General features: G+C 62.5%; 21 protein-coding genes. 17 read left to right on the forward strand and 4 right to left on the reverse strand.

Annotation, left to right across the window (positions count from 1 at the left end):
- The first annotated feature begins 35 nt into the window (after positions 1-35).
- The 10 genes from ybgC to ftsH all read left to right on the forward strand — a co-directional run bounded on the left by ybgC (position 36) and on the right by ftsH (position 10578).
- On the forward strand, positions 36-506 hold the full coding sequence (gene ybgC / locus RPF88_RS26635) for a tol-pal system-associated acyl-CoA thioesterase (protein ID WP_337123480.1): 471 nt from the start codon (positions 36-38) through the stop codon (positions 504-506).
- Positions 507-905: 399 nt separating this feature from the next.
- Positions 906-1616, forward strand: a complete 711-nt coding sequence (gene tolQ / locus RPF88_RS26640) for a protein TolQ (protein ID WP_013529145.1) — start codon at positions 906-908, stop codon at positions 1614-1616.
- Between the two features lie 10 nt (positions 1617-1626).
- On the forward strand, positions 1627-2079 hold the full coding sequence (tolR, locus tag RPF88_RS26645) for a protein TolR (protein ID WP_013529146.1): 453 nt from the start codon (positions 1627-1629) through the stop codon (positions 2077-2079).
- A gap of 7 nt (positions 2080-2086) precedes the next feature.
- Positions 2087-3244 carry a TonB family protein gene (locus RPF88_RS26650; protein WP_013529147.1) on the forward strand — a complete coding sequence of 386 codons (1158 nt, stop codon included), beginning with the start codon at positions 2087-2089 and terminating at the stop codon, positions 3242-3244.
- A 40-nt stretch (positions 3245-3284) separates the two neighbouring features.
- The gene (gene tolB / locus RPF88_RS26655) at positions 3285-4595 is read left to right on the forward strand and encodes a Tol-Pal system beta propeller repeat protein TolB (protein ID WP_013529148.1); all 1311 of its coding nucleotides are present in this window, start codon (positions 3285-3287) and stop codon (positions 4593-4595) included.
- A gap of 39 nt (positions 4596-4634) precedes the next feature.
- A complete protein-coding gene (locus tag RPF88_RS26660; protein ID WP_337123481.1) occupies positions 4635-5012 on the forward strand; it encodes a four helix bundle protein in 378 nt (125 codons plus the stop codon).
- 244 nt (positions 5013-5256) lie between these two features.
- A complete protein-coding gene (gene pal, locus RPF88_RS26665) occupies positions 5257-5763 on the forward strand; it encodes a peptidoglycan-associated lipoprotein Pal (protein ID WP_013529149.1) in 507 nt (168 codons plus the stop codon).
- 220 nt (positions 5764-5983) lie between these two features.
- Positions 5984-7093, forward strand: coding sequence for a tol-pal system protein YbgF (gene ybgF, locus RPF88_RS26670; RefSeq protein WP_337123482.1), 1110 nt, complete (start codon positions 5984-5986; stop codon positions 7091-7093).
- Between the two features lie 57 nt (positions 7094-7150).
- A complete protein-coding gene (gene tilS / locus RPF88_RS26675) occupies positions 7151-8524 on the forward strand; it encodes a tRNA lysidine(34) synthetase TilS (RefSeq protein ID WP_337123483.1) in 1374 nt (457 codons plus the stop codon).
- Between the two features lie 125 nt (positions 8525-8649).
- Positions 8650-10578: an ATP-dependent zinc metalloprotease FtsH gene (gene ftsH / locus RPF88_RS26680; protein ID WP_013529152.1), complete on the forward strand. Its 1929-nt coding sequence runs from the start codon at positions 8650-8652 to the stop codon at positions 10576-10578.
- Positions 10579-10824: 246 nt separating this feature from the next.
- Here the strand turns inward: ftsH and RPF88_RS26685 are convergent, their stop codons facing one another.
- Both RPF88_RS26685 and RPF88_RS26690 read right to left on the reverse strand, forming a co-directional pair.
- The gene (locus RPF88_RS26685; RefSeq protein WP_337123484.1) at positions 10825-11277 is read right to left on the reverse strand and encodes a hypothetical protein; all 453 of its coding nucleotides are present in this window, start codon (positions 11275-11277) and stop codon (positions 10825-10827) included.
- Positions 11278-11518: 241 nt separating this feature from the next.
- Entirely contained in the window at positions 11519-12352 is an 834-nt protein-coding gene (locus tag RPF88_RS26690; RefSeq protein ID WP_337123485.1) for a hypothetical protein, read from the reverse strand.
- Positions 12353-12720: 368 nt separating this feature from the next.
- Here RPF88_RS26690 and glmM point away from each other — a divergent pair, with 368 nt between their 5' ends.
- The 5 genes from glmM (at position 12721) to serA (ending at position 19269) form a co-directional block, all read left to right on the forward strand.
- On the forward strand, positions 12721-14073 hold the full coding sequence (gene glmM, locus RPF88_RS26695; protein ID WP_127267139.1) for a phosphoglucosamine mutase: 1353 nt from the start codon (positions 12721-12723) through the stop codon (positions 14071-14073).
- A 249-nt stretch (positions 14074-14322) separates the two neighbouring features.
- Positions 14323-15159 (forward strand): outer membrane protein, encoded by an 837-nt coding sequence (locus tag RPF88_RS26700; protein WP_027162513.1) that lies wholly within the window; start codon positions 14323-14325, stop codon positions 15157-15159.
- Between the two features lie 207 nt (positions 15160-15366).
- Positions 15367-16224: an outer membrane protein gene (locus RPF88_RS26705; protein WP_013529157.1), complete on the forward strand. Its 858-nt coding sequence runs from the start codon at positions 15367-15369 to the stop codon at positions 16222-16224.
- A 200-nt stretch (positions 16225-16424) separates the two neighbouring features.
- Entirely contained in the window at positions 16425-17600 is a 1176-nt protein-coding gene (locus RPF88_RS26710; protein ID WP_013529158.1) for a phosphoserine transaminase, read from the forward strand.
- Positions 17601-17667: 67 nt separating this feature from the next.
- A complete protein-coding gene (serA, locus tag RPF88_RS26715; RefSeq protein WP_024502929.1) occupies positions 17668-19269 on the forward strand; it encodes a phosphoglycerate dehydrogenase in 1602 nt (533 codons plus the stop codon).
- Positions 19270-19326: 57 nt separating this feature from the next.
- On the opposite strand, the gene RPF88_RS26720 is transcribed toward serA, so the two are convergent.
- Both RPF88_RS26720 and RPF88_RS26725 read right to left on the reverse strand, forming a co-directional pair.
- Positions 19327-19791, reverse strand: a complete 465-nt coding sequence (locus tag RPF88_RS26720; RefSeq protein WP_127366078.1) for a DUF2231 domain-containing protein — start codon at positions 19789-19791, stop codon at positions 19327-19329.
- A gap of 152 nt (positions 19792-19943) precedes the next feature.
- A complete protein-coding gene (locus RPF88_RS26725) occupies positions 19944-20849 on the reverse strand; it encodes a DMT family transporter (RefSeq protein WP_127369780.1) in 906 nt (301 codons plus the stop codon).
- 208 nt (positions 20850-21057) lie between these two features.
- On the opposite strand from RPF88_RS26725, the gene RPF88_RS26730 reads away from it, so the two are divergent.
- Both RPF88_RS26730 and RPF88_RS26735 read left to right on the forward strand, forming a co-directional pair.
- Positions 21058-22356 (forward strand): adenylosuccinate synthase, encoded by a 1299-nt coding sequence (locus RPF88_RS26730; RefSeq protein ID WP_024502931.1) that lies wholly within the window; start codon positions 21058-21060, stop codon positions 22354-22356.
- Positions 22357-22431: 75 nt separating this feature from the next.
- The gene (locus RPF88_RS26735; protein ID WP_337123486.1) at positions 22432-24090 is read left to right on the forward strand and encodes a hypothetical protein; all 1659 of its coding nucleotides are present in this window, start codon (positions 22432-22434) and stop codon (positions 24088-24090) included.
- Positions 24091-24094: the final 4 nt, after the last annotated feature.

A 24094-nucleotide genomic window follows, 5' to 3' on the forward strand; every position in this document is an offset into this window, starting at 1 on the left:
ACTGGTGCCTCGCTGGGACTAAAAAAGGAAGCGCAATGGACGATCATGGTGAATCGGCGACGCTGCTGGCCGGGCTTTCCGGTGCGCTGACGGCGTTCGGCCACCGGCTGATGGCGCGAGTCTACTATGCCGACACCGATTTCTCCGGCGTCGTCTACCATGCACGCTATCTCGAGTTCTTCGAACGCGGCCGCTCCGACTATCTCAGGCTGACCGGCGTGCACCACACAGAGCTTGCCGACGGCAAGCATGGCGAAAGAATAGTCTGGGTGGTGCGTCGCATGGAGATCGACTTTCGCGGCCCCGCTCGTATCGATGACATCCTGACCGTCGACACCCGCACCGAGGAGATTTCCGGCGCGCGCATCTTCATGGCGCAGCAGCTCAAGCGCGGCGACGAGGTGCTGGTCGAGGCCAAGGTCGAGGCGGCGATCATCGGCGAGAATGGCCGCCCAAGGCGCTTTCCCAAGGAATGGGTGGCGGCATTCATGCCCCGGATGGGATGATATTCAGGTGATGCCGGCCTGCAAACGGTGATTCCCTGCGCTTCCGGTGCTCGGGTACTTCAAGTACCCTCCGCTCCGGTTCTCGGAAACCACCGCTTTCGGCTCGGCCTGACCTGAATCTCAACCCATCCTGACTTCGCGCTTGGATGATGGCGTTACAACTGTGCGGGCGTGGCAATGCGCCGCGCCTTATATACTAACCCATCCTTAACCATAACGGTTCATGAAGAGATTGGTGAAGATTGGCGTTATCGAACGCCTTCCTTTCACCAATATTTGCCCTGAAAAGGCCGACAACGGCACAGTTTGGGGTTGTTCCGGTAGCTTCGTGCGAACCGACCACAAGGGATGCCAGGGGCCAGCCGCCAGCTTCGCCCGGAAAATCTTAAGGACGTAACGATGGAAAATATCGCACTCGCCGATCCGGGCGCGCAATTGTCGGTTTGGTCGCTGTTCGTTTCGGCCAGCTGGGTGGTCAAGCTGGTCATGATCGGCCTGCTCTGCGCCTCGGTCTGGACCTGGGCGATCATCGTCGACAAGCTGGTTTCCTATGCCCGCATGCGGCTGGCGCTCAACCGGTTCGAGCAGGTGTTCTGGTCGGGGCAGTCGCTGGAGGAGCTTTACCGCACGCTCGCCGATCGCAAGACCACCGGCATGGGCGCCATTTTCGTGGCGGCCATGCGCGAGTGGAAGAAGAGTTTCGAGAAGGGCGCCAAGTCGCCGCTCGGCCTGCAAACCCGCATCGACAAGGCGATGGACCTGGCGCTGACCCGCGAGATGGAAAAGCTGGAAGGCCGCCTCGGCTTCCTTGCCACCACCGGCTCGGCGGCACCCTTCATCGGCCTGTTCGGCACCGTCATCGGCATCATGACGTCGTTTCAGGCGATCGCCGGCTCCAAGAATACCAGTCTCGCCGTGGTTGCGCCGGGCATCGCCGAAGCGCTGTTGGCGACGGCCATCGGCCTGCTCGCCGCCATTCCCGCCGTCATCGCCTACAACAAGCTGTCGTCCGATGCGAGCAAGATAGCCGTGCGCATGGAAGGATTCTCCGACGAGTTCTCCGCCATACTCTCGCGCCAAATCGATGAAAAAGTGGCCCCCAAGGCCTGAGGAGTAGCAGATGGGTATGTCCATGGGCATGGCAGGACGCGGCGGGCGCGGCCACAGGCGGCGCGGCCGTCACCATGCACTGATGTCCGAGATCAACGTCACGCCGATGGTCGACGTGATGCTGGTGCTGCTGATCATCTTCATGGTCGCGGCACCAATGCTGACGGTCGGCGTGCCGATCGACCTGCCGGATACGCAGGCTAAGGCGATGAATGCCGACACGCAGCCGATCACCGTCTCGATCAACGCCGCCGGCCAGATTTACCTGCAGGAAACCGAAATCCCGATCGAGGAACTGGTAGCCAAGCTGCAGGCAATTTCCAAGACCGGCTATGAGGAGCGCATCTTCATCCGCGGCGACAAGTCCACCGACTATGGTACGGCGATGAAGGTGATGGCCCGCATTTCGGCCGCCGGCTACAAGAACATCGGCCTGGTTTCACTGCAGGAACAGGACCAGTAGACGCGCGATGAAGACCGGCCTCACCACCTCGGTGATCTTGCATACGGCGGCGCTGACCTTCGGCCTGTTCACGCTGACGGCGCCGGCGGCACTTCCGTCGTCCGACGTCGAGTCGGTCGCGGTCGACATCGTGCCGATGGAAGCCATTGCGCAGACGTTGCAGGGCGACAAAAAGGCCGTGATGCATGAAAAGCCGGCGCCTGTGCCGACGCAGCGCCCGGACATCGTTCCGGATGCGCAGAAGGTCGGCGAGAACAGCGTCGACACCGACAAGCCGATAACGCCGGAAGCCAAGCCGAAGCCCGTCGACATGACCTCGGCTCCGCCGCCCGCGCCGACCCCGATCGAAAAGCCGAAGCCCGAGGACGTGCCAAAGCCGCAGGAGAAGCCCAAGCCCACCCCGGCAACGGAAGTGGCGCCGGCGCCGACGCCCAAGGAAGAGGTCAAGCCCGAGCCGGTCAAGCAGGCCGATCCCAAGCCGACACCGGCCAAGCCGGCGCCGACCCCGCCGCCGCAGGACAAGACCGCTGCCATCGATCCGACGCCCGAGGTCAAGCCCGACGCCGTCGCTGAAGCCATAGCGCAGGAGCCGCCCGCCGAGGCGACGCAGCTGCCGGATTCCGCTCCCGCGCCGGAAGCGCGGCCGAAGCCGCAGCCGGCGCAGGCCGAAAGCGCCAAGGCGCCGGAGCGCAAGGACGCCGACAAGCCGGTCAAGGAAGCGTCGTCGAAGCCGAAATCCGATGACAAGCAATTCAACGCCGACGAGATCTCCGCGCTCCTCGACAAGCAGAAACCATCCGGCGGCGGCGCCAAGCGCTCGACCCAGCAGGCGTCGCTCGGCGGCGACAAGGACCAAGGTCAGAAGCTTTCCAGGTCCGAAATGGGTGCCCTGGAAAGCCAGCTCGGCGGCTGCTGGACCCTTCCTGTCGGCCTTGAAGGTTCCGAGAACTTCCTCGTCGTGGTGCGGTTCAACCTGGATGCATCCGGTAAGCTGGACGGGCGCCCGGCGGTCGAAAAGTCGAGCGGAAATCGCCAGTTCGACGAAAGTGCCGTTCGTGCGGTGCAAAAATGCGATGTCACCGGCCTGCAAGTTCCCGCCGGCAAGCAGGACATCTGGGCCGACGTCCGCGTCACCTTCGATCCAAGGGAGATGCTCGGCCTCTAAGGCCCTGTCATCCGAAAATCAGTACGAGAAGCGAGAAGACATGAAATCAATCCTCAAGCCGCTCCTGATGGTCGCAGCAATGGCGATGGGCATGACCGCGGCAGGCACGTTGCCGGCGCTGGCGCTCGTCGAGCTCAACGTCAACAAGGGCAACGTCGAGCCGCTGCCGATCGCCATCACGGATTTCCAGGGCGGCGACGCGCTTGGGGCGCAGATTTCGCAGATCGTCACCGCCGATTTGAAGCGTTCGGGTCTGTTCGCTCCGATCGACAAGAGCGCCTTTATCGAGAAAATCACCAACCCCGATGCAGCACCGCGCTTCGACGACTGGAAGGTGATCAACGCGCAGGCGCTGGTCACGGGCAGCGTCAGCAAGGAAGCCGACGGCCGCATCCGCGCCCAGTACCGGTTGTGGGATACCTTTGCCGGCCAGCAGATGGCTGGCGAGCAGTTCTTCGCCAACGATGCCAATCAGCGGCGTGTCGCCCATATCATCGCCGACGCCATCTATGAGCGGCTGACCGGCGAAAAAGGCTATTTCGACACCCGCGTCGTCTTCATCGACGAATCCGGAGCCAAGAATGCGCGCAAGAAGCGCCTCGCGATCATGGACCAGGACGGCGCCAACGTCCGCTATCTTTCGGACGGCAGGTCGATCGTGCTGACGCCGCGTTTCTCGCCGAACCGGCAGGAAATCACCTACATGTCCTATGAAAGCGGCCAGCCGCGGGTGTACCTGCTGCAGATCGAGACCGGCCAACGCGAACTGGTCGGCAATTTCCCAGGCATGACCTTTGCGCCGCGCTTTTCGCCCGATGGCCAGAAGGTGATCATGAGCCTGCTGCGCGACGACGGCAATTCCAACATCTTCGCCATGGACCTGCGCAGCCGCTCGACGACGCGGCTGACCAACTCGACCGCCATCGACACCTCGCCATCCTATTCGCCCGACGGCAGCAAGGTGGTGTTCACCTCCGACCGTGGCGGCCGCGCGCAGATCTACGTGATGGGCGCCGACGGCTCGGGCCAGACCCGTATCTCCTTTGGCGATGGCGTCTATTCGACACCGGTATGGTCGCCGCGCGGCGACCTGATTGCCTTCACCAAGCAGACCGGCGGCGAATTCCAGATCGGGGTCATGAAGACCGATGGATCGGGCGAGCGCATCCTCTCCTCCGGCTTCCAGCAGGAGGGACCGACCTGGGCGCCGAATGGCCGCGTGCTGATGTTCTTCCGCGATTCCGCCGGTGGCCCCAAACTGGTTTCGGTCGATCTGACCGGACGCAACGAGCAATCGATCCCGACGGCGAACTTCGCTTCGGACCCTGCCTGGTCGCCGCTGCTGGAGTAAGAGACGAACTGAGGAACTGGGGAATTGAAGAACTGAAGAATGGAGAAGGCGGGCGGCCACATCAAGCGTGCGAAGGATCTAGAGGTTTATAAGCGCGCTTATGTGGTCTCTCTTGACGTGCATAAAGCTACGCTCGCCTTCCCGAAAATGGAGCAATACGCACTGGCTGATCAGTTGCGTCGCTCCAGCAAGGGAATCTGCGCCAATTTGGCTGAGGGATTTGCCAAGCAGACTCACTCCAAACCCGAATTCGCGCGGTTCATTTCAATGGCAATGGGGTCATGCAGCGAAGTGGAGACGTGGATTTCCTACGCGTTCGACCTTGGATACATCAGCCAGGCACAACACGACGATTGGCTGCGATCCTATGCCCATATCTACGGCATGCTGATCAATCTGAGAGAAAAGCTGAAGTGAATTCTCTCTTCAGTTCCTCAATTCCCCAACTCTTCAATTCCTCTTTTCCATCTCTTTGTCGCGTTTTGGCCGTATTTCCGCCTAGGGTCCGCGCCAACTGTGGCTCATGGCCAATGGCTGCGGACGGGCAGCTTAAACCAAAATTTAACCGTGTTTCTTGAATGCCGGTTAACCCAAACGTGGTTACTGGGTGATCAACGAAATCACTCAAATTAGACCACTCGAATTACGAAGGAGAGGCGGCATGGGCCGTATTGCAGCACTTACCAGAAACCCGGTCATGATCGCGCTGGTGGCGATGCTCGCCATCGCCGGTTGCGCCTCGAAAAAGACGCCGAACAACGCGGCCGATCTTGGCCTTAACGGCGCCGGCGCCGCAACACCCGGATCGGCGCAGGACTTCACCGTCAACATTGGCGACCGCATCTTCTTCGATACGGACTCGACCTCGATCCGTGCCGATGCGCAGACGACGCTCTCGCGCCAGGCACAGTGGCTGAACCAGTACAAGCAGTATGCCATCGTCGTCGAAGGCCATGCCGACGAACGCGGAACGCGCGAATACAATCTGGCGCTCGGCGCCCGCCGCGCAGCCGCTACCCGTGACTTCCTTGTCGCCAAGGGCGTCTCGGCCAGCCGTCTCAAGACCATTTCCTACGGCAAGGAACGTCCGGTCGCGGTTTGCGACGACATCTCTTGCTGGTCGCAGAATCGCCGCGCGGTCACTACGCTTAGCGGCGCTGGCTCCTGAGGCATCATGGACCGGCGCGTCAAAGGACGCGTGGCCGTCTAGCGGTAAAAATGCAACATACTTGTGCGAAAGGCGGCCTTGGGGCCGCCTTTTTCATATCCGGATGCCCGAAACAAAATTTGGCCGAAGTCTCGGCTCCTGCTATGAGCCGAGGGCGCTTGGCTGGTCCCATTCTGATTGGAAGGCGCGAACAAGCTAACGAAATCACTGCGAGAGGCACATGCATTTGAGATCGGTTCTGAGCGGCACGCTTGCGCTGCTGCTCCTATCAGGCGTCACCGCCCTGGCTAGCGGCACCGGGGCGAGCGGCACAGGGCAATCAACCGACAGCGGCTTTACCTTCCATCTTCCCAGTATCGAATTGCCCGGTTTTTTTGGTCAAAAGAAGAAACCGGACCAGGTTCAGCTGGTGCAGTCCGATCCTACCGCTGTCACCAGCTTGGAAGAGCAGCTGCGGCAGATGAACGGCAAGATCGAGGAACTCAATTTCCAGGTCCTGCAAATGCAGGAGCAGATCCGCAAGCAGCAGGAAGATAATGAATTCCGCTTCCAGCAGCTGGAAGGTGGCGGCACGCAAGGCGGACAGCCGCCGGCGCAGAAGAAATCGGACGCCACCACCGGCACCGACAACAACGTGGCGGCGGCCCCGGCAACACGGGCGCCGGCCGATGCCGGCGCCGAGCCCGCCAACGATCAATCGGCAGTCGGCAAGACGGTCGAGGACGTCATCGTCGAATCTCCGGATGGCGACCCCGGCAAGGTTATTCCCGGTACGGGAGCGCCGGAAAAGACCTTCGGCAGCATCACCGTCGACAAGAACGGCAATGTCATCGATGCCGGCGGCAACACACAATCGACCGCGCCGGCGCAGGATACCGCGCCAGTCGCCGGGGCGGCGCCCAAGGCCGGCAAATCCGATACGGTGGTCGCGGCGTTGCCCGCCACCAACAATCCGGAAGAGCTCTACCGCAACTCATACCAGTTCATCCTCTCGGGCGACTACGGCACCGCCGAGCAGGGTTTTCGCGACCACATCGCCCGCTTCCCCAAGGATGCGAAGGCCGCGGACGCGCATTACTGGCTGGGCGAGTCATTGCTCGGCCAGCAGAAATACCGCGATGCGGCCGAGACGTTCCTTGCCGCCAGCAAGGACTACCCCAAGGCCAAGAAAGCTCCCGACATGTTGCTGAAGCTCGGCGTGTCGCTGGTCGGCCTCAAGCAGCATGACGTTGCCTGCGCCACTTTCATCGAGGTCGGCAAGCGCTACCCCGATATTTCCAGCGCGCTCAAGGAACGCGTCAAGCAGGAGAAGGCTCTGGCTGCCTGCTGATCCTTGTCATACATGTCGTTGTCCTGAAACCGGGATCACTTTTGGGCGACATGCATCATGCTCGACACCGAGCCGGACCTTTCGACTAACCCTTTTTCGCATATCGATTTTACCAGCGGCGCTGTTGCGGCCGTGTCCGGCGGCAGCGACTCGACCGCCCTGCTCCTTCTTCTCAAACACCATCTCGAACGTAGGGCGCCGGCAACCAGGCTGCTGGCGGTGACGATCGACCACGGTTTGCGGTCCGGTTCGGCTGCGGAAGCGCAAACAGTGGCGAAGCTGTGCGCCAGGCTCGGAATTTCACACCGCATCCTGACATGGTCGGGTCCAAAGCCATCGACCGGTCTGCCCGCCGCCGCTCGCGAGGCGCGCTACCGGCTGCTAGCCGAGGCGGCACAAGCGGAAGGCATCGGCATGATCCTCACCGGCCATACCGCCGACGACCAGGCGGAAACGGTGCTGATGCGGCACGCGCGGGACGAGGGCCAAGGCCATGCCGGAATGGCCGGCCGGGGACTTGCCGGCATGGCACCGGCCACCCTCTATGACTGGCGCATCTGGATCGTGCGGCCGCTCCTCGGCGTGCGGCGCGCGGTATTGCGCGACGTCCTGCGCCGTCAAAATGTCGGCTGGGCTGACGATCCGACCAATGTCGACGCGGCTTTCGAGCGGCCGCGTGTGCGGGCCGCACTTGCCGGCGAGAGTGTCGAGCATGTGAAGGGCATGTTGATGCTCGCGGGCCAGGCCGCCCTCGAGCGCAGGCAGCTTGGCGCCAGCGCAGCCGGTTTGATCGATGGCTTCGCCAGCCAGCCAGCCATCGGCCTCATCCGCCTCGACCCGTGCCTGCTCTCCTCCGGTGACGAGCAGGCGGCCATCTATGCGTTGCGCATCCTTCTGGCCACGACCGGCGGGATTGCCTTCGTGCCGGATGAGGCCCGCAGCGAGGCTCTGTTCGGTCGGCTGAGGGCTGGATTTCTTTGCGCCACATTGTCGCGGACGGTTGTCGATTCCCGGCGCTCCGGCATATTCCTGCGCCGCGAGGCGCGCGGACTGCCCGCCGCCGCTGCCGCCACCGGCAGCACCCTGTGGGACGGCCGCCGGCACATCACATTGAACGACAGCAGCAGCGCATTGTTGATTGCCCCGTTAGGCACGGCAGCGGCGAAACGGCTGGCGACGGGTGAAGGAAAAACCCCGTCGAGCCTGATGCGCGCCGCGCTCGCGGTCGAACCGGCGGTGTGGCAGGCCGGTGAATGCCTTGGTTTGCCTGGATATGGACTGAAGTCCGCGACGGTGGAAGCGCGGCCGGTCGTTGCCCCCTTCGGCCGCTTCCTGCCATCCTTCGACCTAGCGCCGGCGCGGGCCGTCGCCGGGCTGATTGGCGCGGCCCCGGTCCCGCCCTTGCCTTTCAGCGGCCACAGTGCCGGCTGATGGTTGCGCGAAAGCTTAACCCAGACGTGCTGTTCTGCTTGGCAAGGGGGGACGCTCTCCCTATGTTAGGCGCAAGTTTCCTCTCATGACGCGTGTCCGCCTCGCGGACGCCAACGGGACAATTGATGAATCCGAACTATCGCAACCTCGCGCTCTGGGCGATCATAGCGGTCCTGCTCATAGCCCTGTTCAATCTGTTCCAGACGCCGCAGACGCGAGGGGCTTCCAGCGATGTGCCTTATTCGCAGTTCCTGCAGGATGTCGCGGCGGGGCGGGTCAAGACGGTGACCATTGCTGGCGCTCGTATCAGCGGCACCTACACCGACAATTCCAGCGGTTTCCAGACCTATTCGCCCGGCGATCCTTCGCTGGTCTCGCGGCTGCAGGACAAGAACGTCACCATCAATGCACGGCCTGAAACGGACGGTTCCAATTCGCTGTTCGGCTATTTGATCTCCTGGCTGCCGATGATCCTCATCCTCGGCGTCTGGATATTCTTCATGCGCCAGATGCAGTCCGGCTCCGGCCGCGCGATGGGCTTCGGCAAATCGAAGGCCAAGCTGCTCACCGAAGCGCATGGCCGCGTCACTTTCCAGGACGTTGCCGGCGTCGACGAAGCCAAGGAAGATCTGGAAGAGATCGTCGAGTTCCTGCGCGATCCGCAGAAGTTCCAGCGGCTCGGCGGCAAGATTCCGCGCGGCGTGCTGCTCGTCGGCCCTCCGGGAACCGGCAAGACGCTGCTCGCGCGCTCGGTTGCCGGCGAAGCCAATGTGCCGTTCTTCACCATTTCCGGTTCTGACTTCGTCGAGATGTTCGTCGGCGTCGGTGCAAGCCGCGTCCGCGACATGTTCGACCAGGCCAAGAAGAACGCGCCCTGCATCATCTTCATCGACGAAATCGACGCAGTCGGCCGTCATCGCGGCGCCGGCCTCGGCGGCGGCAATGACGAACGCGAGCAGACGCTGAACCAGCTGCTGGTCGAGATGGACGGTTTCGAATCCAACGAAAGCATCATCCTGATCGCTGCCACCAACCGGCCCGACGTGCTCGATCCGGCGCTGCTCCGGCCAGGCCGCTTCGACCGCCAGGTCGTGGTGCCGAACCCTGACATCGTCGGCCGCGAGAAGATCCTCAAGGTGCATGTGCGCAACGTGCCGCTGGCGCCCAATGTCGACCTCAAGGTGATCGCGCGCGGTACGCCTGGCTTCTCCGGCGCCGACCTGATGAACCTCGTCAACGAATCCGCGCTGATGGCGGCGCGACGCAACAAGCGCCTCGTCACCATGGCTGAATTCGAGGACGCTAAGGACAAGATCATGATGGGCGCCGAGCGCCGCTCGTCGGCCATGACGCAGGCCGAGAAGGAACTGACCGCCTACCATGAGGCCGGCCACGCCATTCTCGCGCTCAACGTGCCGTCGGCCGATCCGCTGCACAAGGCCACCATCATCCCGCGCGGCCGTGCGCTCGGCATGGTCATGCAGTTGCCCGAAGGCGACCGCTATTCGATGAGCTACAAATACATGATCTCGCGGCTCGCCATCATGATGGGCGGCCGTGTCGCCGAGGAGTTCAAGTTCGGCAAGGAGAACATCACCTCCGGAGCTTCTTCGGATATCGAGCAGGCGACCAAGCTGGCGCGTGCCATGGTCACGCGCTGGGGCTTTTCCGACAAGCTCGGCCATGTCGCCTATGGCGACAACCAGGAAGAAGTATTCCTTGGCCATTCGGTGGCGCGCACGCAGAACGTCTCGGAAGAAACGGCGCAGATCATCGACGCCGAAGTGCGCCGCCTGATCGATGAGGCCTATTCGTCGGCGAAGTCCATCCTGACCAAGAAGAAGAAGGAATGGATCGCGCTGGCGCAGGGCCTGCTGGAATACGAGACGCTGTCCGGCGAGGAGATCAAGCAGTTGATCGCCGGCCACAAGCCCGCACGCGACCTCGGCGACGATACGCCGCCAAGTCGAGGCTCGGCCGTGCCGAAGTCCGGCGGCCGCCGCAAGAAGGGTCCTGAGCCCGAAGGCGGTATGGAACCACAGCCGTCGAGCTGAGTTCGGCCACCGATTTCATCGAACGCCGCGGCTTGCTCCGCGGCGTTTTTTGTTTTTGGCGTTGGGGAGGAGTTGTCCGCGACCTCGCATCTGCGACGGTGACGATTGGCGAAAGCCTAGGTGATAGCCAATCTCCCCCACAAGGGGGAGATTGGCAACGTCGCCGCTGGCGTGCCCTCGAAGGCAACAAAAAGGCCCGCGAACCCTGCGGTTCGCAGGCCTTCTCTTCTTCAGATGTCTTGTCGCTCAGCTCTTCAGCTTGGCATTGCACAGGCTGTAATAACCGCCGCCCTTCTGGATCCAGCGAAGGCCGTTCAACGTGCCCGCGTCCTTGTTGCCATGGTAGCCCTGGAGACAGGTCTTCATGCGCGCCTTCGCGGGCTTTTCGGTCTTGAACTCGGCGGCCAGCGTGGTCGGAAATGCCACGCCCGCGGGCGCTACAGTGGGGGCGACCGCCGCGCTGGTTTCTTTTTTCGTCTGCGGCTCGGTTTTGACCGTATCCTCGCTGACACTGTCCGCTGCTGATGTCGCGCACTTCTCCTTGCGAAAAGCCGTCCAGTCCATGCCGTTCAGAGTGCCGCCTTCCTTGGCTGTTCGATAGGTCTCGCCGCATTCCTTCATCGTCAGTGCGCTTGCGGGGGCGACGCTCCAAGCGACAAATGCGGTCGCAGCCAATACCGCCAATTTCAAACCGTGCATAAGACCCTCCTGGTTGATAATAAGTTTGACGTCTATTTGTATATGGTTTGTTCTCTATATGTTCAACCAGAATCTTTACGGACTACCGATGAGCTTGGCGGTGGGCAGTGTAGGCGAATTGATGATGCCGGCAGCCGGCGACATGCAGATGCGAGCAAGGCAGTGTGCGTCTTCGCGCAACAAAAAAGGCCCGCGCATCTTGCGATGCGCGGGCCTTTGTTTGGAGACTATGGCTAAGCGATCAGCCCTTCAGCTTGGCATTGCACAGGCTGTAGAAGCCGCCGCCCTTCTGGATCCACTTCAGGCCGCCGAGCGCGTTGGCGTCCTTGAGGACATAGTACTGGTCGAGGCAGGTGTGCATGCGGCCCTTTCCGGGGGTCTCGCTGGTATATTTCGGCGAGATCGCGGACGGGAAGGTGACGCCCTTGGGCGCAGCCGTCGTCGGCTTCGCCGGCTCCTTGGTGTAGCTCGCCTCGTCGGCGGCCGGCACGGTGTCGTCATCCGAGGCGGCTGCGCCGCACTCGGTCTTGCGGAAGTCGTTCCACTTCATGCCGTTCAGCGTGTTGGCCGTCTTGGCGGCCTGATACTTGGTGCTGCATTCGGCCATGCTCAGGCCCTTGCCGCCATTGTCTGCGGGAGCGGCGGGAGCCGCGGCGGCCTTGGTGGTCGCCGGCTTGGCGGCGGCAGCGGCGGATGCACCGGCGGCGCATTCGGATTTGCGGAAGTCGTTCCACTTCATGCCGTTCAGCGTGCCGGCAGCCTTCGCCGCCTGATACTTGGTGCTGCATTCCTTCGCCGTCAGGCCCTTGGCCGTGCTGTCGTCGGCCGCGGCAGCCTTCGTGGTGTTGGTCGCTTTCTTGGCATCGGCCGGCTTGGCGTCGGTCGTCGCTGCGGCGTCGGTGCCGCACTGAGCCTTGCGGAACTGGTTCCAGGTCGCTCCGGCCAGTGTCCCCGCATCCTTGGCGGCGTTATACTTCGTGCTGCACTCGGCCATCGTCAGTGCGTTGGCTGGCGCGGCCAGGAACAAGGTCGCGACGGCGAGGCCGGTCAAAGTGGCAAGTCGGTGGATGAGCATAGCGTTTCTCCGTTGCAGCAGCCCATGATACGTCCCTGCAAATCAATAACGCTCAACGGTCGGTTGCGCCAGATGCTAAGTGGCGTATATATCGCCGAAAATCGGCTTCTCCCGATAAGGTGATGAAATCGTTGTCCGTTGCCTGGTTCAGAGCAAGATTTTCCTGGTGCATCCGCGCTGAAAGGCTCGAATGACTTGTATATTGCAGCATGGCAGTCTGGGCATGTCAGGTTGCGGCCACGTTGTGTGCAGTGCACAACAATGGTTTTCTAAGGATTGGTAACGTATAATCGCACAATGTGATCATAGCGCCCTGGCCACTTGTGGCATGACGTGCCGGGGAAGAAACGTCGAGGAAGCTGACTGGCATGGCAGGGAATTATTTCGGCACGGACGGCATTCGCGGACGCGCCAACAAGTTTCCGATGACCGCTGAAATCGCGATGCGGGTCGGCATGGCCGCCGGCCTTTCCTTCCAGCGCGGCAGCCATCGACATCGTGTCGTGCTCGGCAAGGACACCAGGCTTTCCGGTTATATGATCGAGAATGCCATGGTCGCCGGTCTTTGTGCCGCCGGCATGGACGTGTTCCTGCTCGGCCCGATCCCGACGCCGGCTGTCGCCATGCTGGTGCGTTCGCTGCGCGCCGATATCGGCGTCATGATCTCGGCCTCGCACAACCCCTATTACGACAACGGCATCAAGCTGTTCGGACCCGACGGCTACAAGCTCTCCGACGAGATCGAGGAGCGCATCGAGAGCATGCTCGACAAGGATATCGAACTGGCGCTCGCCGATTCCGACGGGCTTGGCCGCGCCAAGCGCGTCGACGGCGTGCATGACCGCTACATCGAATTCGCCAAGCGCACCTTGCCGCGCTCGATGTCGCTCGCGGGCTTGAGGATCGTCGTCGATTGCGCCAATGGCGCGGCCTACAAGGTGGCGCCCGAGGCGCTGTGGGAACTGGGCGCCGAAGTCGTCGCCATCAATGTCGAGCCCAACGGCTTCAACATCAACAAGGAATGCGGCTCGACCCACCCGGCCGGCCTGCAAAAGAAGGTGCACGAAGTGCGCGCCGATATCGGCATCGCGCTCGACGGCGACGCCGATCGCGTCGTCATCGTCGATGAAAACGGCGCGATCGTCGATGGTGACCAGATCATGGCGCTGATCGCCGAATCCTGGCACCAGAGCGGGCGGCTTGCCGGCGGCGGTGTCGTCTCAACCGTCATGTCCAATCTGGGCCTCGAACGCTTCCTCGGCGACATGAAGCTGCAATTGCACCGCACCAAGGTCGGCGACCGTTATGTCGTCGAGCATATGCGCGCGCACGGGCTGAATGTCGGCGGCGAACAGTCGGGCCATATCGTGCTGTCCGACTTTTCGACCACCGGCGACGGCCTGGTTTCGGCGCTGCAGGTGCTGGCCTGCATCAAGCGGCAGGGCCGGCCGGTCAGCGAACTGTCGAAGAAATTCGAACCCGTGCCGCAACTCCTGAAGAACGTTCACATTTCCGGCGGCAAGCCGCTCGAGGAGGCGCCGGTCAAGGCCGCCATCGAAGACGCGCGTAACCGGCTCGGCAAGACCGGACGGCTGGTTATCCGGCCATCCGGGACAGAGCCGCTGATCCGCGTGATGGCCGAGGGCGACGACCCGCAACTGGTCGAGTCCGTGGTGAATGGCATCGTGGACATCATCTCGGAAACGCGCAGCGCCGCCTGAGCCCCACAGCGCCCGGCAGGACGTCGTCGCCTGAACCTGTCCAAGGCGCGCCTTTCGGCGGGCTTTTTCTTGTCGGCTCCCAGTCTGTTCGCTGTTCGGAAATCTCGCACCGGTTCCCAGAAGTTTCGAGATTCGTGGTTAAGCAACAGGGTTAAACGCCTTTTAACCTTTGCAATTCATTATCCACGACTGAAAGCCAATCGCATTTCGGGCGGGTTCGCCGTTCCGAGCTTCTCAGGGGTGACAAGCATGTTCAAGACAGCAAGAAAGGCCCTGCTCGCCTTACTGTTCGCAGGCCTGGCGGGGCCGTTGTTCGCGGCCGACCTGCCGGAACCGATCGTCGAAGAGGCTCCGCCTCAGGCCGTCTACGAGCAGCCGGTAGAAGTCGGCGGCTGGTATATCCGCGGCGACATCGACTATCACAAGTCGACCGTGCGCGGCATCGACTATATGACCTACACCATCGATCAATGTAATTGTACGGTCACGCCCGGCACCAGAAGCTTCGATTTCGGCAAGCTCAAGGGCGGGTTCTCGCTCGGCGCCGGCGTCGGCTACAAGATCAACGATCACTTCCGGACCGACCTGACCGCCGACTATTGGTTCAAGTCGAACTTCAACGGCGGCACCTCGGACATCAACGGTACTTCGACCGAAGTATCGAAGATGAGCGCCCTGCTGCTGCTGGCCAATGCCTATGTCGATCTCGGCACCTATCACGGCATCACGCCTTACGTTGGCGCCGGCATCGGCGGCGCCCGCGTCAAGTGGGATGATGTCTACGACCCGAACACCACCGAGTTCAATCCCGGCAGATCAAGCTGGCGTTTCGCCTACGGTCTGATGGCCGGCGCTTCGTACTGCCTGACCGACAAGATCATTCTTGATGCCGGCTACCGCTTCTCCCATATCCAGGGCGGCCGCATGTTCGACTGGAACATCACCAGCTCCGGTCCCGGCTTCGATCGTGGCATCAACACACACGAAGTGCGCGGTGGCCTGCGTTACCAGTTCGGTGGCAACAACGGTTGCGCCGCGCCGGTCGTTGCCTACCAGCCCGAACCCGAGCCGATCTACACCAAGTAACAGCATCTACATTACTTGAATTCTTCACAAACCGCCCGGCCTCAGTCGGGCGGTTTTTCGTTGGCCGCCTGGAATCGACAGGGGAAATGAATTCGCTAACGCTCTGTTAGCCTTAACCGGCACTTAACCACTATGGTTAACAATGCTTCTTGAAACGATGGCTGCCGCTGCGATTGCGGGCTGCGCCAAATTCGGGAGTCGGGGACCATGAAACTTACATCGCGTATGGCGCTGGCGCTCGGTGCACTAGCCCTCCTGCCGCTGACGCCGGTGCACGCGGCCGACTACGATCCGCCGATCTATGTCGACCAGGCGCCCGACTACGTCCCGGTCGAGGTCGGCTCCGGCTGGTATCTGCGCGGCGATCTCGGCTATGCCTTCAACAAGCCCTATGAATTTTCGGAAACTCCGGCCGGTCTGGTTACGGACACCAGCCCGCTGTCTGGTTCGATAGGTATGGGCTATCATTTCAACGATTACTTCCGCGGTGAATTGAATTTCGGTCTGCTGCCGACAAGCAAATTCGCCAGCAAATTCGACAGTACTTGCGATGGAACGCAGACGGTGACTGTCACCAGCGGTGGCAGCACAAGCGCGTTCGCCGGCCCAAGCACCCGTGGATGCGAAGGCTCCAACGACGGCAACAACAAGGCCTACGATGTGATGGCCAGCGCCTTTGTCGACCTGGGCACTTATGTCGGCTTCACGCCCTATGTCGGAGGCGGTGTCGGCATAGCGTACAGCACCTACAAGTACGCTCAAGGCGCTCGCAACTGTCAGAATTCATCGACAACATCAGGTACAACCACGACCATCTTTGAATGCGACGATCCAAACGGCTATGATGGGACGACGCAGTCGGAGAAGCAGTTCAGCTTCGCCTATACGCTCGGCGCCGGCTTTGCTTATCAGGTCAGCAAGAATGTTGCAGTCGATGTCGGCTATCAATACACGGCTCTGCCTTCCGCGAAATACGTGACAGCAGACGCTGTCGGCAACCCTGAGTTCAAAAAGGGCCTCGATTATCATCAGGTCAAGGTCGGGCTGCGCTACGATCTCTGGTAGGCGCGGCGAGTACGAGGACCAGCACGGCGGATCATGGGGTCCGTCGTTTGCGTTTGAAGTCACGACATCCTGATCGGGGATCGCCGGTATCCCGGCAACGACAAAAACTTTCCTCTTGACGCCTGAAGCCCGAACGAATATCGCCGTCCGTGGGCCACCCCTCCCCAACGAGGGGCCACTATCTGGAAGGATAGACCACGATGACGACGCATACGAAGCCCGGACTCCGTCCGGCAAACCCCAATTTCTCCTCAGGTCCCTGCGCAAAGCGCCCCGGCTGGTCGGTCGAGGCGCTAAGAAATGCTGCGCTCGGCCGTTCCCACCGCGCCAAGATCGGCAAGACCAAGCTCGAACAGGCGATCGAGCTGACGCGCGAGATTCTCCAGGTCCCGGCGGGTTACCGCATCGGCATCGTGCCGGCGTCGGACACCGGTGCGGTCGAGATGGCGCTGTGGTCGCTGCTCGGCGAGCGCGGCGTCGACATGGTTGCCTGGGAGAGCTTTGGTTCCGGCTGGGTCACCGACGTGGTCAAGCAATTGAAGCTCGCCGACGTGCGCAAGATCGAAGCCGGCTACGGCGAGCTGCCTGATCTCACCAAGATCGATTTCGACCGCGATGTGGTGTTCACCTGGAACGGCACCACGTCGGGCGTTCGCGTGCCGAACGGCGATTTCATTCCCGCGGACCGCAAGGGCCTGACCGTCTGCGATGCGACTTCCGCCGCATTCGCGCAGAGGCTCGACTTCGAAAAACTCGATGTCGTCACTTTCTCCTGGCAGAAGGTGCTGGGCGGCGAGGGCGCTCACGGCATGCTGATCCTGTCGCCTCGCGCCGTCGAGCGGCTGGAAACCTACAAGCCCTCATGGCCGCTGCCGAAAATTTTCCGCCTGACCTCAGGCGGCAAGCTGATCGAAGGTATCTTCAAGGGCGAGACCATCAACACGCCCTCGATGCTGTGCGTCGAGGATTACCTCGATGCGCTCAATTGGGCGAAGTCGACCGGCGGCCTCGACGCGCTGATCGCCAGGGCGGATGCCAATGCGGCCGTCCTCGATCGCTTTGTCGGCAAGTCCTCCTGGCTCGGTCATCTCGCCGTCCAGCCGGCGACACGGTCGAACACGTCCGTCTGCCTGTCCTTCACCGATCCGGACGTGTCCGCACTCGATGCCGACGGGCAGGCGGCCTTCGCCAAGGGGCTGGTGTCGGTGCTCGACAAGGAAGGCGTCGCCTATGATATCGGTGCCTATCGCGACGCACCGCCCGGCCTGCGCATCTGGTGCGGCGCGACGGTCGAGACGTCGGATCTCGAAGCGTTGCTGCCCTGGCTCGACTGGGCATTCGCCGCACAGAAGGCGTCGCTCAAAGCGGCGGCCTGAGATCGTTCGCGGCGGCCTTCGGGCCGCCCACTCCCATCAGGATCAAATCCATTTCAAGGAGGCCGCCATGGCGCCCCGCGTTCTCGTCTCAGACAAACTCTCCCCCACCGCCGTGCAAATCTTCAAGGATCGTGGCGTCGAGGTCGACTATCTGCCCGATCTCGGCAAGGACAAGGATAAGCTCGCCGAAGTGATCGGCCAGTATGATGGCCTCGCCATCCGCTCGGCGACCAAGGTCACCGAAAAGCTGATCAACGCCGCTACCAATCTCAAAGTTATCGGCCGCGCCGGCATCGGCGTCGACAATGTCGATATCCCGGCGGCAAGCCGCAAGGGCATCATCGTGATGAACACGCCCTTCGGCAACTCGATCACCACAGCCGAACATGCGGTGGCGATGATCTTTGCGCTGGCGCGCCAGATCCCTGAAGCCAACGCCTCGACCCATGCCGGCAAATGGGAAAAGAACCGCTTCATGGGCGTCGAGATAACCGGCAAGACGCTGGGCGTCATCGGTTGCGGCAACATCGGTTCGATCGTCGCGACGCGCGGCGTTGGCCTCAAGATGCACGTCATCGCCTTCGATCCGTTCCTGTCGGACAGCCGTGCCGAGGAGCTTGGCGTCGACAAGGTCGAGCTCGACGAGCTGTTCGCCCGCGCCGATTTCATCACCCTGCACACGCCGCTGACCGACAAGACGCGCAACATCATCGATGCCGCGGCGATCGCCAAGATGAAGAAGGGCGTGCGCATCATCAATTGCGCGCGCGGCGGTCTGATCGTCGAGGCCGATCTGGTCGCAGCGCTGAAGAGTGGCAAGGTGGCCGGCGCTGGCGTCGACGTCTTCGAGGTCGAACCGGCCGAGAACAACGAACTGTTCGGCATGGAGAATGTGGTGGCGACGCCGCATCTCGGCGCCTCGACGACGGAGGCCCAGGAGAATGTCGCGCTGCAAGTTGCCGAGCAGATGGCCGACTATCTGATCAAGGGCGCCGTCTCCAACGCCATCAACATGCCGTCGATCACCGCCGAGGAGGCGCCGCGGCTGAAGCCGTTCGTCAAGCTCGCCGAGGTGCTCGGCGCCTTTGTCGGCCAGGTCACCGAGGATCCGATCAAGGAGGTGGAGATACTGTTCGACGGCTCGACCGCGACGATGAACACGCGCGCGCTGATCAGTGCAGCACTCGCCGGGCTGATCCGGCCTCAGGTCTCGGACGTCAACATGGTGTCGGCGCCGATCATGGTGAAGGAGCGCGGCATCATCGTGGCCGAGGTCAAGCGCGACAAGTCGGGCGTGTTCGACGGCTATATCAAGCTGACGGTGAAGACCGAGCACATGACGCGCTCGATCGCCGGCACATGCTTCTCGGATGGCAAGCCACGCTTCATCCAGATCAAGGGCATCAACCTCGATGCCGAGGTCGGCCAGCACATGCTCTACACCACCAATGCGGACGCGCCGGGCATCATCGGCCTGCTCGGCACCGTCTGCGGCGAGAATGGCGTCAACATCGCCAACTTCCAGCTCGGCCGCAACCGGCCGGGCGGCGATGCCATAGCGCTGCTCTATCTCGACGCGCCGTTCCCGGAAGCCGTGCTGGAAAAGGTCAAGGCGCACAAGTCGATCGACTCGGCCAAGCGGCTGCAGTTCGACGTCAACGCGATGTGATTGAGGACAGGCGGTCTCCGACCCACCTCGTTGGCGCCGGCCGCCGCGGCGGCCGGTTCATGTCAACTCGTCCGAGCCATCGGAGACACCCACGCGATGTCGGTAGACCAGTTCCCAGCCCTTCCAGCCCGTAAACAGCAGGATGAGAACCACGATCAGCGATAGGACGATGCCGGTTGGCATCACGGCCGCCGCTCCGCCGGCATACCGCGAGTACCAGTTGTAAAGCTCGATCAACACGACGAGTACATTGCCGCCGGCATGGAGCCATGCCGTCGTGAGATTGCGGACCTGAACATCGCCGAGAACGTCCGTCAAGCCAGCAAGCGCGGCCAGGGCAGCCATGATCAGGCCTGCGCCGAGAAGCCAAAGCGACCCGGTGAACCATCCGGGATCGGCTGTTCGCCAGAAGATAAGGTCGCAAACGAAGGTGCCGACAAAAAAGGCAATCGGAAACGGAATCAGCATCGGGTGGATAGGGTGACCAGCAATGCTTGCCGTGCTGCGAGGGTTGTGGCTCATCATGTCGCCTCCCTGGCGTTCAAACTCCGCTGGAGGTGAAATGTTCCAAGTAGGGGACGCGGCAGGATTCATGCCGCTGTTTCCGCGCCATTGGCGAAGTCCAGGCCGTTCGCGTGATTACCGCGACGGCGGAGGGCGTCAGCCGCCAAATGTCATCCGCGGTGGTCCGCCACCGCCATCTTGCGCCCGCTGTATTCGGCAAGCCCGATGCCGCCCAGCACGAGCACCAAGGCCAGCGCCTGATAGAGCTGGAACGTCTCGCCGACGATCAGCACCGACAGCAGCGTGCCGAAGATCGGCACCAGATTGATGAACAGGCCGGCGCGGTTGGCGCCGATCAGCTCGTTGCCCCTGATGTAGAAGATCTGCGAAACGACCGATGCGCCGATCGCCGTATAGACGATGACGGTCCAGCCGCGCGCGTCGGGCATGATGACCTTGCCGGCGAGGACCTCCCACAGGAAGAACGGCAACGAGGTGACGAGTGCCGAAACCGACAGGGCCAGCATCAGGCTCTGCCAGTGCATCACCGGCTTCAGCCGCAACCCGACCGAATAGCCGCTGTAGAGAAAGACGGCGACCAGCATGATGGCGTCACCGAAATTGAGTTCCAGCGTCAACAGCCGGCGCGGGTCGCCATGGCAGGCGGTGAGGATCACGCCGGCGATGGTCAGCACGACGCCGACAATCTGCGCCCAGTTCACGCGCAGGCGGAAGAAGACGAAATTGGCAGTCATGATCAGGATCGGCATCGCTGCCTGTTCGATCGAGACATTGATCGCTGTCGTGTAGTTGAGCGCCGTGTAGAAGATGGTGTTGAACAGGGTGAAGCCGCTGGCGCCGAGGGCGACCAGCACGAACCAGTGCTTGCGGACTACCGGCCAGTCCTTCTGGATGGTCTTCCAGCCGATGGGCAGCATGATCGCCACGGCCAGCACCCAGCGCAGGAAGACCAGCGTCATCGGCGAGACGTGATCGACCGCCAGCTTGCCGGCCACCGAATTTCCACCCCAAAGCAAGGTGGTGAGCAGCAGGAATATGTAGGCGCTTCGATGCATCGTGGGATTCCAGTCGCCGGAGCTGCGGTGTTTGCCGGCCTATTGCCCTCGCTCGCCCAAGTAAATGATGTCAAAGCCGAAAATTGTTGTGCCTCAGGGCATTTTCGACGGCAAAGAAAGGTCGCGCTCGTGAGGTCTTGACGTTATAGAGGCCTGTCGTTTCGAACCATATTCAAGCCGCTTGGCGGCGTCTCAAGGGAAAAGAAACATGGCCAATGTGGTGGTCGTCGGCTCGCAGTGGGGTGACGAAGGCAAGGGCAAGATCGTCGACTGGCTGTCGGAGCGCGCCGATGTCGTGGTGCGTTTCCAGGGCGGCCACAATGCCGGCCATACGCTGGTCGTCGACGGCAAGGTCTACAAGCTGTCGTTGCTTCCGTCGGGCGTCGTGCGCCAGGGCAAGCTGTCCATCATCGGCAATGGCGTCGTGTTCGACCCGCACGCTTTCGTCGCCGAGGTGGCAAAACTCAAGGCGCAAGGTGTCGAAGTAGCGCCGGATCGCCTGAAAATAGCCGAAAACACAGCGCTTATCCTGTCCCTGCATCGAGAGCTGGACGGGTTTCGTGAGGACGCCGCATCCAATTCCGGGACGAAGATTGGCACGACCCGTCGCGGCATCGGCCCCGCCTATGAGGACAAGGTGGGCCGGCGCGCGGTCAGGGTGATGGATTTGGCGGATTTGGAAACACTGCCCTTGAAAGTCGACAGGCTGCTGACGCACCACAATGCGCTGCGTCGCGGGCTTGGTCATGCGGAAGTCACGCATGACGCGATCATGCAGGAACTAACCTCGGTCGCCGACGACATCCTGCCCTATATGGACCGGGTCTGGAAGATCCTCGACGACAAGCGCCGGGCTGGCGAGCGCATCCTGTTCGAGGGCGCGCAGGGCACACTGCTCGATATCGACCACGGCACCTATCCGTTCGTGACCTCGTCGAACACGGTTGCCGGACAGGCTGCCGCCGGCTCCGGCGTTGGCCCGGGCGCCATCGGCTATGTGCTCGGCATCACCAAGGCCTATACGACACGCGTCGGCGAGGGTCCGTTCCCGACCGAGCAGAAGAACGAGGTCGGCGAATTCCTCGGCACGCGCGGCCATGAATTCGGCGTCGTCACCGGTCGCAAGCGCCGCTGCGGCTGGTTCGACGCGGTGCTGGTGCGCCAGGCCGTCGCGGTCAACGGCATCAAGGGCATCGCGCTGACCAAGCTCGACGTGCTTGACGGGCTGGACGAGATCAAGGTCTGCACCGGTTACCGTCTCGACGGCGAGATGATCGATTATCTGCCGGCCAGCCAGGGCGCGCAGGCACGTGTCGAACCGGTCTACGAGACGCTCGAGGGCTGGAAAGGCACCACTGCCGGCGCGCGCAGCTGGAATGATCTGCCGGCCCAGGCGGTCAAGTATGTCCGCTACATCGAGGAGCTCATCGGCGCACCGGTCGCGCTCCTTTCCACCAGCCCGGAACGCGACGACACGATACTTGTGACCGATCCGTTTCAAGACTAGTTTCTGAAGCCTTTCCGGGCATCGCGGCTGATTTGTGGGGGCCGGCGCGGAAGCAAAATACAGGTCGACTGAAGCATGGCAGATTTCGTTGCTATTCTGAAAAACGCGCTCGACAAGCATGGCGACGAGACGCCGGAAAAGCGTACGCGCATCTATGCCAGCGTTCGCACCATGCTGGCGAAGAAGCTTGGTGAACGTTCGCCGCCGTGGGCTCCCGAAGCCATAGCCACGCAGATGCGTTCGCTGGAAGACGCCATTACAAGCGTCGAGCGCGATTATGCCAGGAGCGTGCCGGAGACCGACCCGCTCGCGGAGCTGGAACACATCTTTTCGTCGATCGATCGCAACAAGAACCAGCCAAGCCATACGAGGCAGCCGGCGAAGGCGGAATCGGCCTGGCCGGCACCGCCCGTCGCCAAGCCCGAGCTCTATCAACCCGCGCCGCCGCCTGCCGCCAAGGTCGAGCCAAGCTGGCAAAGATCGACGCCGGCGCCTGCCCAGCCGGCTCGCGCCGACACGCCTCTTCCAGGCATGAACGCCGAGGAGGCGGACGACGAGGCCGATGTCTTTTCCAGCAACGAAGACAATGAAGAGCCGGTACAGGACACCTTCCAGCGCCTGCGTCCCGCCGAGCGCAAGCGCAGCTATGGCGGGCTGATCGCGGCTGTCGTCGCACTGCTGGTCGTTGCCGGCGGCGGCTATGGCATCTGGCTGAACAAGGACGCCTTCGGCAAGATGCTGGGGCTTGGCGGCAATCAGGTAGCGAAAACCGAACCCGTGAAGCCGGCGCCGGCCAAGCCGGCAACCGATGCCGCGGCAGCGCCGCCGGCGCCCGCGGCTGGCGGCACGGAAGCCGAAAGCACGAAATACACCCAGCGGCTGACACCGCAGGGTGGTGAAGTCGACCCGGGTCCGGCCGGTGGCCAAAGCGGCATCGGCGAAGGCGAATCGGTCGCGGCGCTGACCACTCCGCCCTCGGCCACGAACGCACCGGCGATTTCCGCACCGGCCGCCGGTACGCCTGCCGCGACTACGCCTCCGGCGACAGATGCCGCCCCCGCAACGCCGCCTGCCAACGGAGCAGCGCCTGCAGCGCCGGCCGGTGCTGCCGGCACGCCGCCAGCACCGGCAGGTGCCGCGCCGCCCGCCCCGGCGGCTGCGCCTGCGGAAGCCGCCCTGCCTGTCGGCCAGAAGGCGATCTTCTATGAGGAGCGCACCAGCACCGCCCAGGGCTCCGCCGAGCCCGGCAACATCGTCTGGTCGCTGGTGCAGGAATCGCCCGGTGGCGACCTGCCGCCGGAGCCGGCGATCCGCGCCGAGGCGACCATTCCCGGCAAGGACATCCAGTTGCGCATGACCATCCGCCGCAACACCGACCAGACGCTGCCGGCCAGCCATATCATCGAGATGATCTTCCTGACGCCCGACGGCTTCGAGGGCGGCGGTGTCGACAACATCCTGCGCGTTGCCATGAAGGCTTCGGAGCAGGATGCCGGCAGCCCGCTGATCGGCATTCCGGCCAAGATCGCCGACGGCTTCTTCCTCGTCGCGCTCAACGACACCAAGGCCGACGAAGACGCCAACATGACCTTGTTGCGCGGCCAGGACTGGATCGACGTGCCGGTGGTCTACAAGACCGGACGGCGGGCGTTGCTGACCATGGAAAAGGGCATTCCCGGAGAGAAGGTGTTCGACGAGGCAATCAAGGCCTGGCAGGCCAAGACGGCAGGCTGAGAAC

Source organism: Mesorhizobium sp. ISC11, assembly GCF_037162595.1.
Lineage (GTDB): Bacteria > Pseudomonadota > Alphaproteobacteria > Rhizobiales > Rhizobiaceae > Mesorhizobium > Mesorhizobium ciceri.

What these genes read in the sequence shown, in the direction of transcription:
- ybgC (WP_337123480.1), top strand. Translation starts at nt 36, where the DNA reads ATGGACGATCATGGTGAATCGGCGACGCTGCTGGCCGGGCTTTCCGGT.
- tolQ (WP_013529145.1), top strand. Translation starts at nt 906, where the DNA reads ATGGAAAATATCGCACTCGCCGATCCGGGCGCGCAATTGTCGGTTTGG.
- tolR (WP_013529146.1), top strand. Translation starts at nt 1,627, where the DNA reads ATGGGTATGTCCATGGGCATGGCAGGACGCGGCGGGCGCGGCCACAGG.
- RPF88_RS26650 (WP_013529147.1), top strand. Translation starts at nt 2,087, where the DNA reads ATGAAGACCGGCCTCACCACCTCGGTGATCTTGCATACGGCGGCGCTG.
- tolB (WP_013529148.1), top strand. Translation starts at nt 3,285, where the DNA reads ATGAAATCAATCCTCAAGCCGCTCCTGATGGTCGCAGCAATGGCGATG.
- RPF88_RS26660 (WP_337123481.1), top strand. Translation starts at nt 4,635, where the DNA reads ATGGAGAAGGCGGGCGGCCACATCAAGCGTGCGAAGGATCTAGAGGTT.
- pal (WP_013529149.1), top strand. Translation starts at nt 5,257, where the DNA reads ATGGGCCGTATTGCAGCACTTACCAGAAACCCGGTCATGATCGCGCTG.
- ybgF (WP_337123482.1), top strand. Translation starts at nt 5,984, where the DNA reads ATGCATTTGAGATCGGTTCTGAGCGGCACGCTTGCGCTGCTGCTCCTA.
- tilS (WP_337123483.1), top strand. Translation starts at nt 7,151, where the DNA reads ATGCTCGACACCGAGCCGGACCTTTCGACTAACCCTTTTTCGCATATC.
- ftsH (WP_013529152.1), top strand. Translation starts at nt 8,650, where the DNA reads ATGAATCCGAACTATCGCAACCTCGCGCTCTGGGCGATCATAGCGGTC.
- RPF88_RS26685 (WP_337123484.1), bottom strand. Translation starts at nt 11,277, where the DNA reads ATGCACGGTTTGAAATTGGCGGTATTGGCTGCGACCGCATTTGTCGCT.
- RPF88_RS26690 (WP_337123485.1), bottom strand. Translation starts at nt 12,352, where the DNA reads ATGCTCATCCACCGACTTGCCACTTTGACCGGCCTCGCCGTCGCGACC.
- glmM (WP_127267139.1), top strand. Translation starts at nt 12,721, where the DNA reads ATGGCAGGGAATTATTTCGGCACGGACGGCATTCGCGGACGCGCCAAC.
- RPF88_RS26700 (WP_027162513.1), top strand. Translation starts at nt 14,323, where the DNA reads ATGTTCAAGACAGCAAGAAAGGCCCTGCTCGCCTTACTGTTCGCAGGC.
- RPF88_RS26705 (WP_013529157.1), top strand. Translation starts at nt 15,367, where the DNA reads ATGAAACTTACATCGCGTATGGCGCTGGCGCTCGGTGCACTAGCCCTC.
- RPF88_RS26710 (WP_013529158.1), top strand. Translation starts at nt 16,425, where the DNA reads ATGACGACGCATACGAAGCCCGGACTCCGTCCGGCAAACCCCAATTTC.
- serA (WP_024502929.1), top strand. Translation starts at nt 17,668, where the DNA reads ATGGCGCCCCGCGTTCTCGTCTCAGACAAACTCTCCCCCACCGCCGTG.
- RPF88_RS26720 (WP_127366078.1), bottom strand. Translation starts at nt 19,791, where the DNA reads ATGAGCCACAACCCTCGCAGCACGGCAAGCATTGCTGGTCACCCTATC.
- RPF88_RS26725 (WP_127369780.1), bottom strand. Translation starts at nt 20,849, where the DNA reads ATGCATCGAAGCGCCTACATATTCCTGCTGCTCACCACCTTGCTTTGG.
- RPF88_RS26730 (WP_024502931.1), top strand. Translation starts at nt 21,058, where the DNA reads ATGGCCAATGTGGTGGTCGTCGGCTCGCAGTGGGGTGACGAAGGCAAG.
- RPF88_RS26735 (WP_337123486.1), top strand. Translation starts at nt 22,432, where the DNA reads ATGGCAGATTTCGTTGCTATTCTGAAAAACGCGCTCGACAAGCATGGC.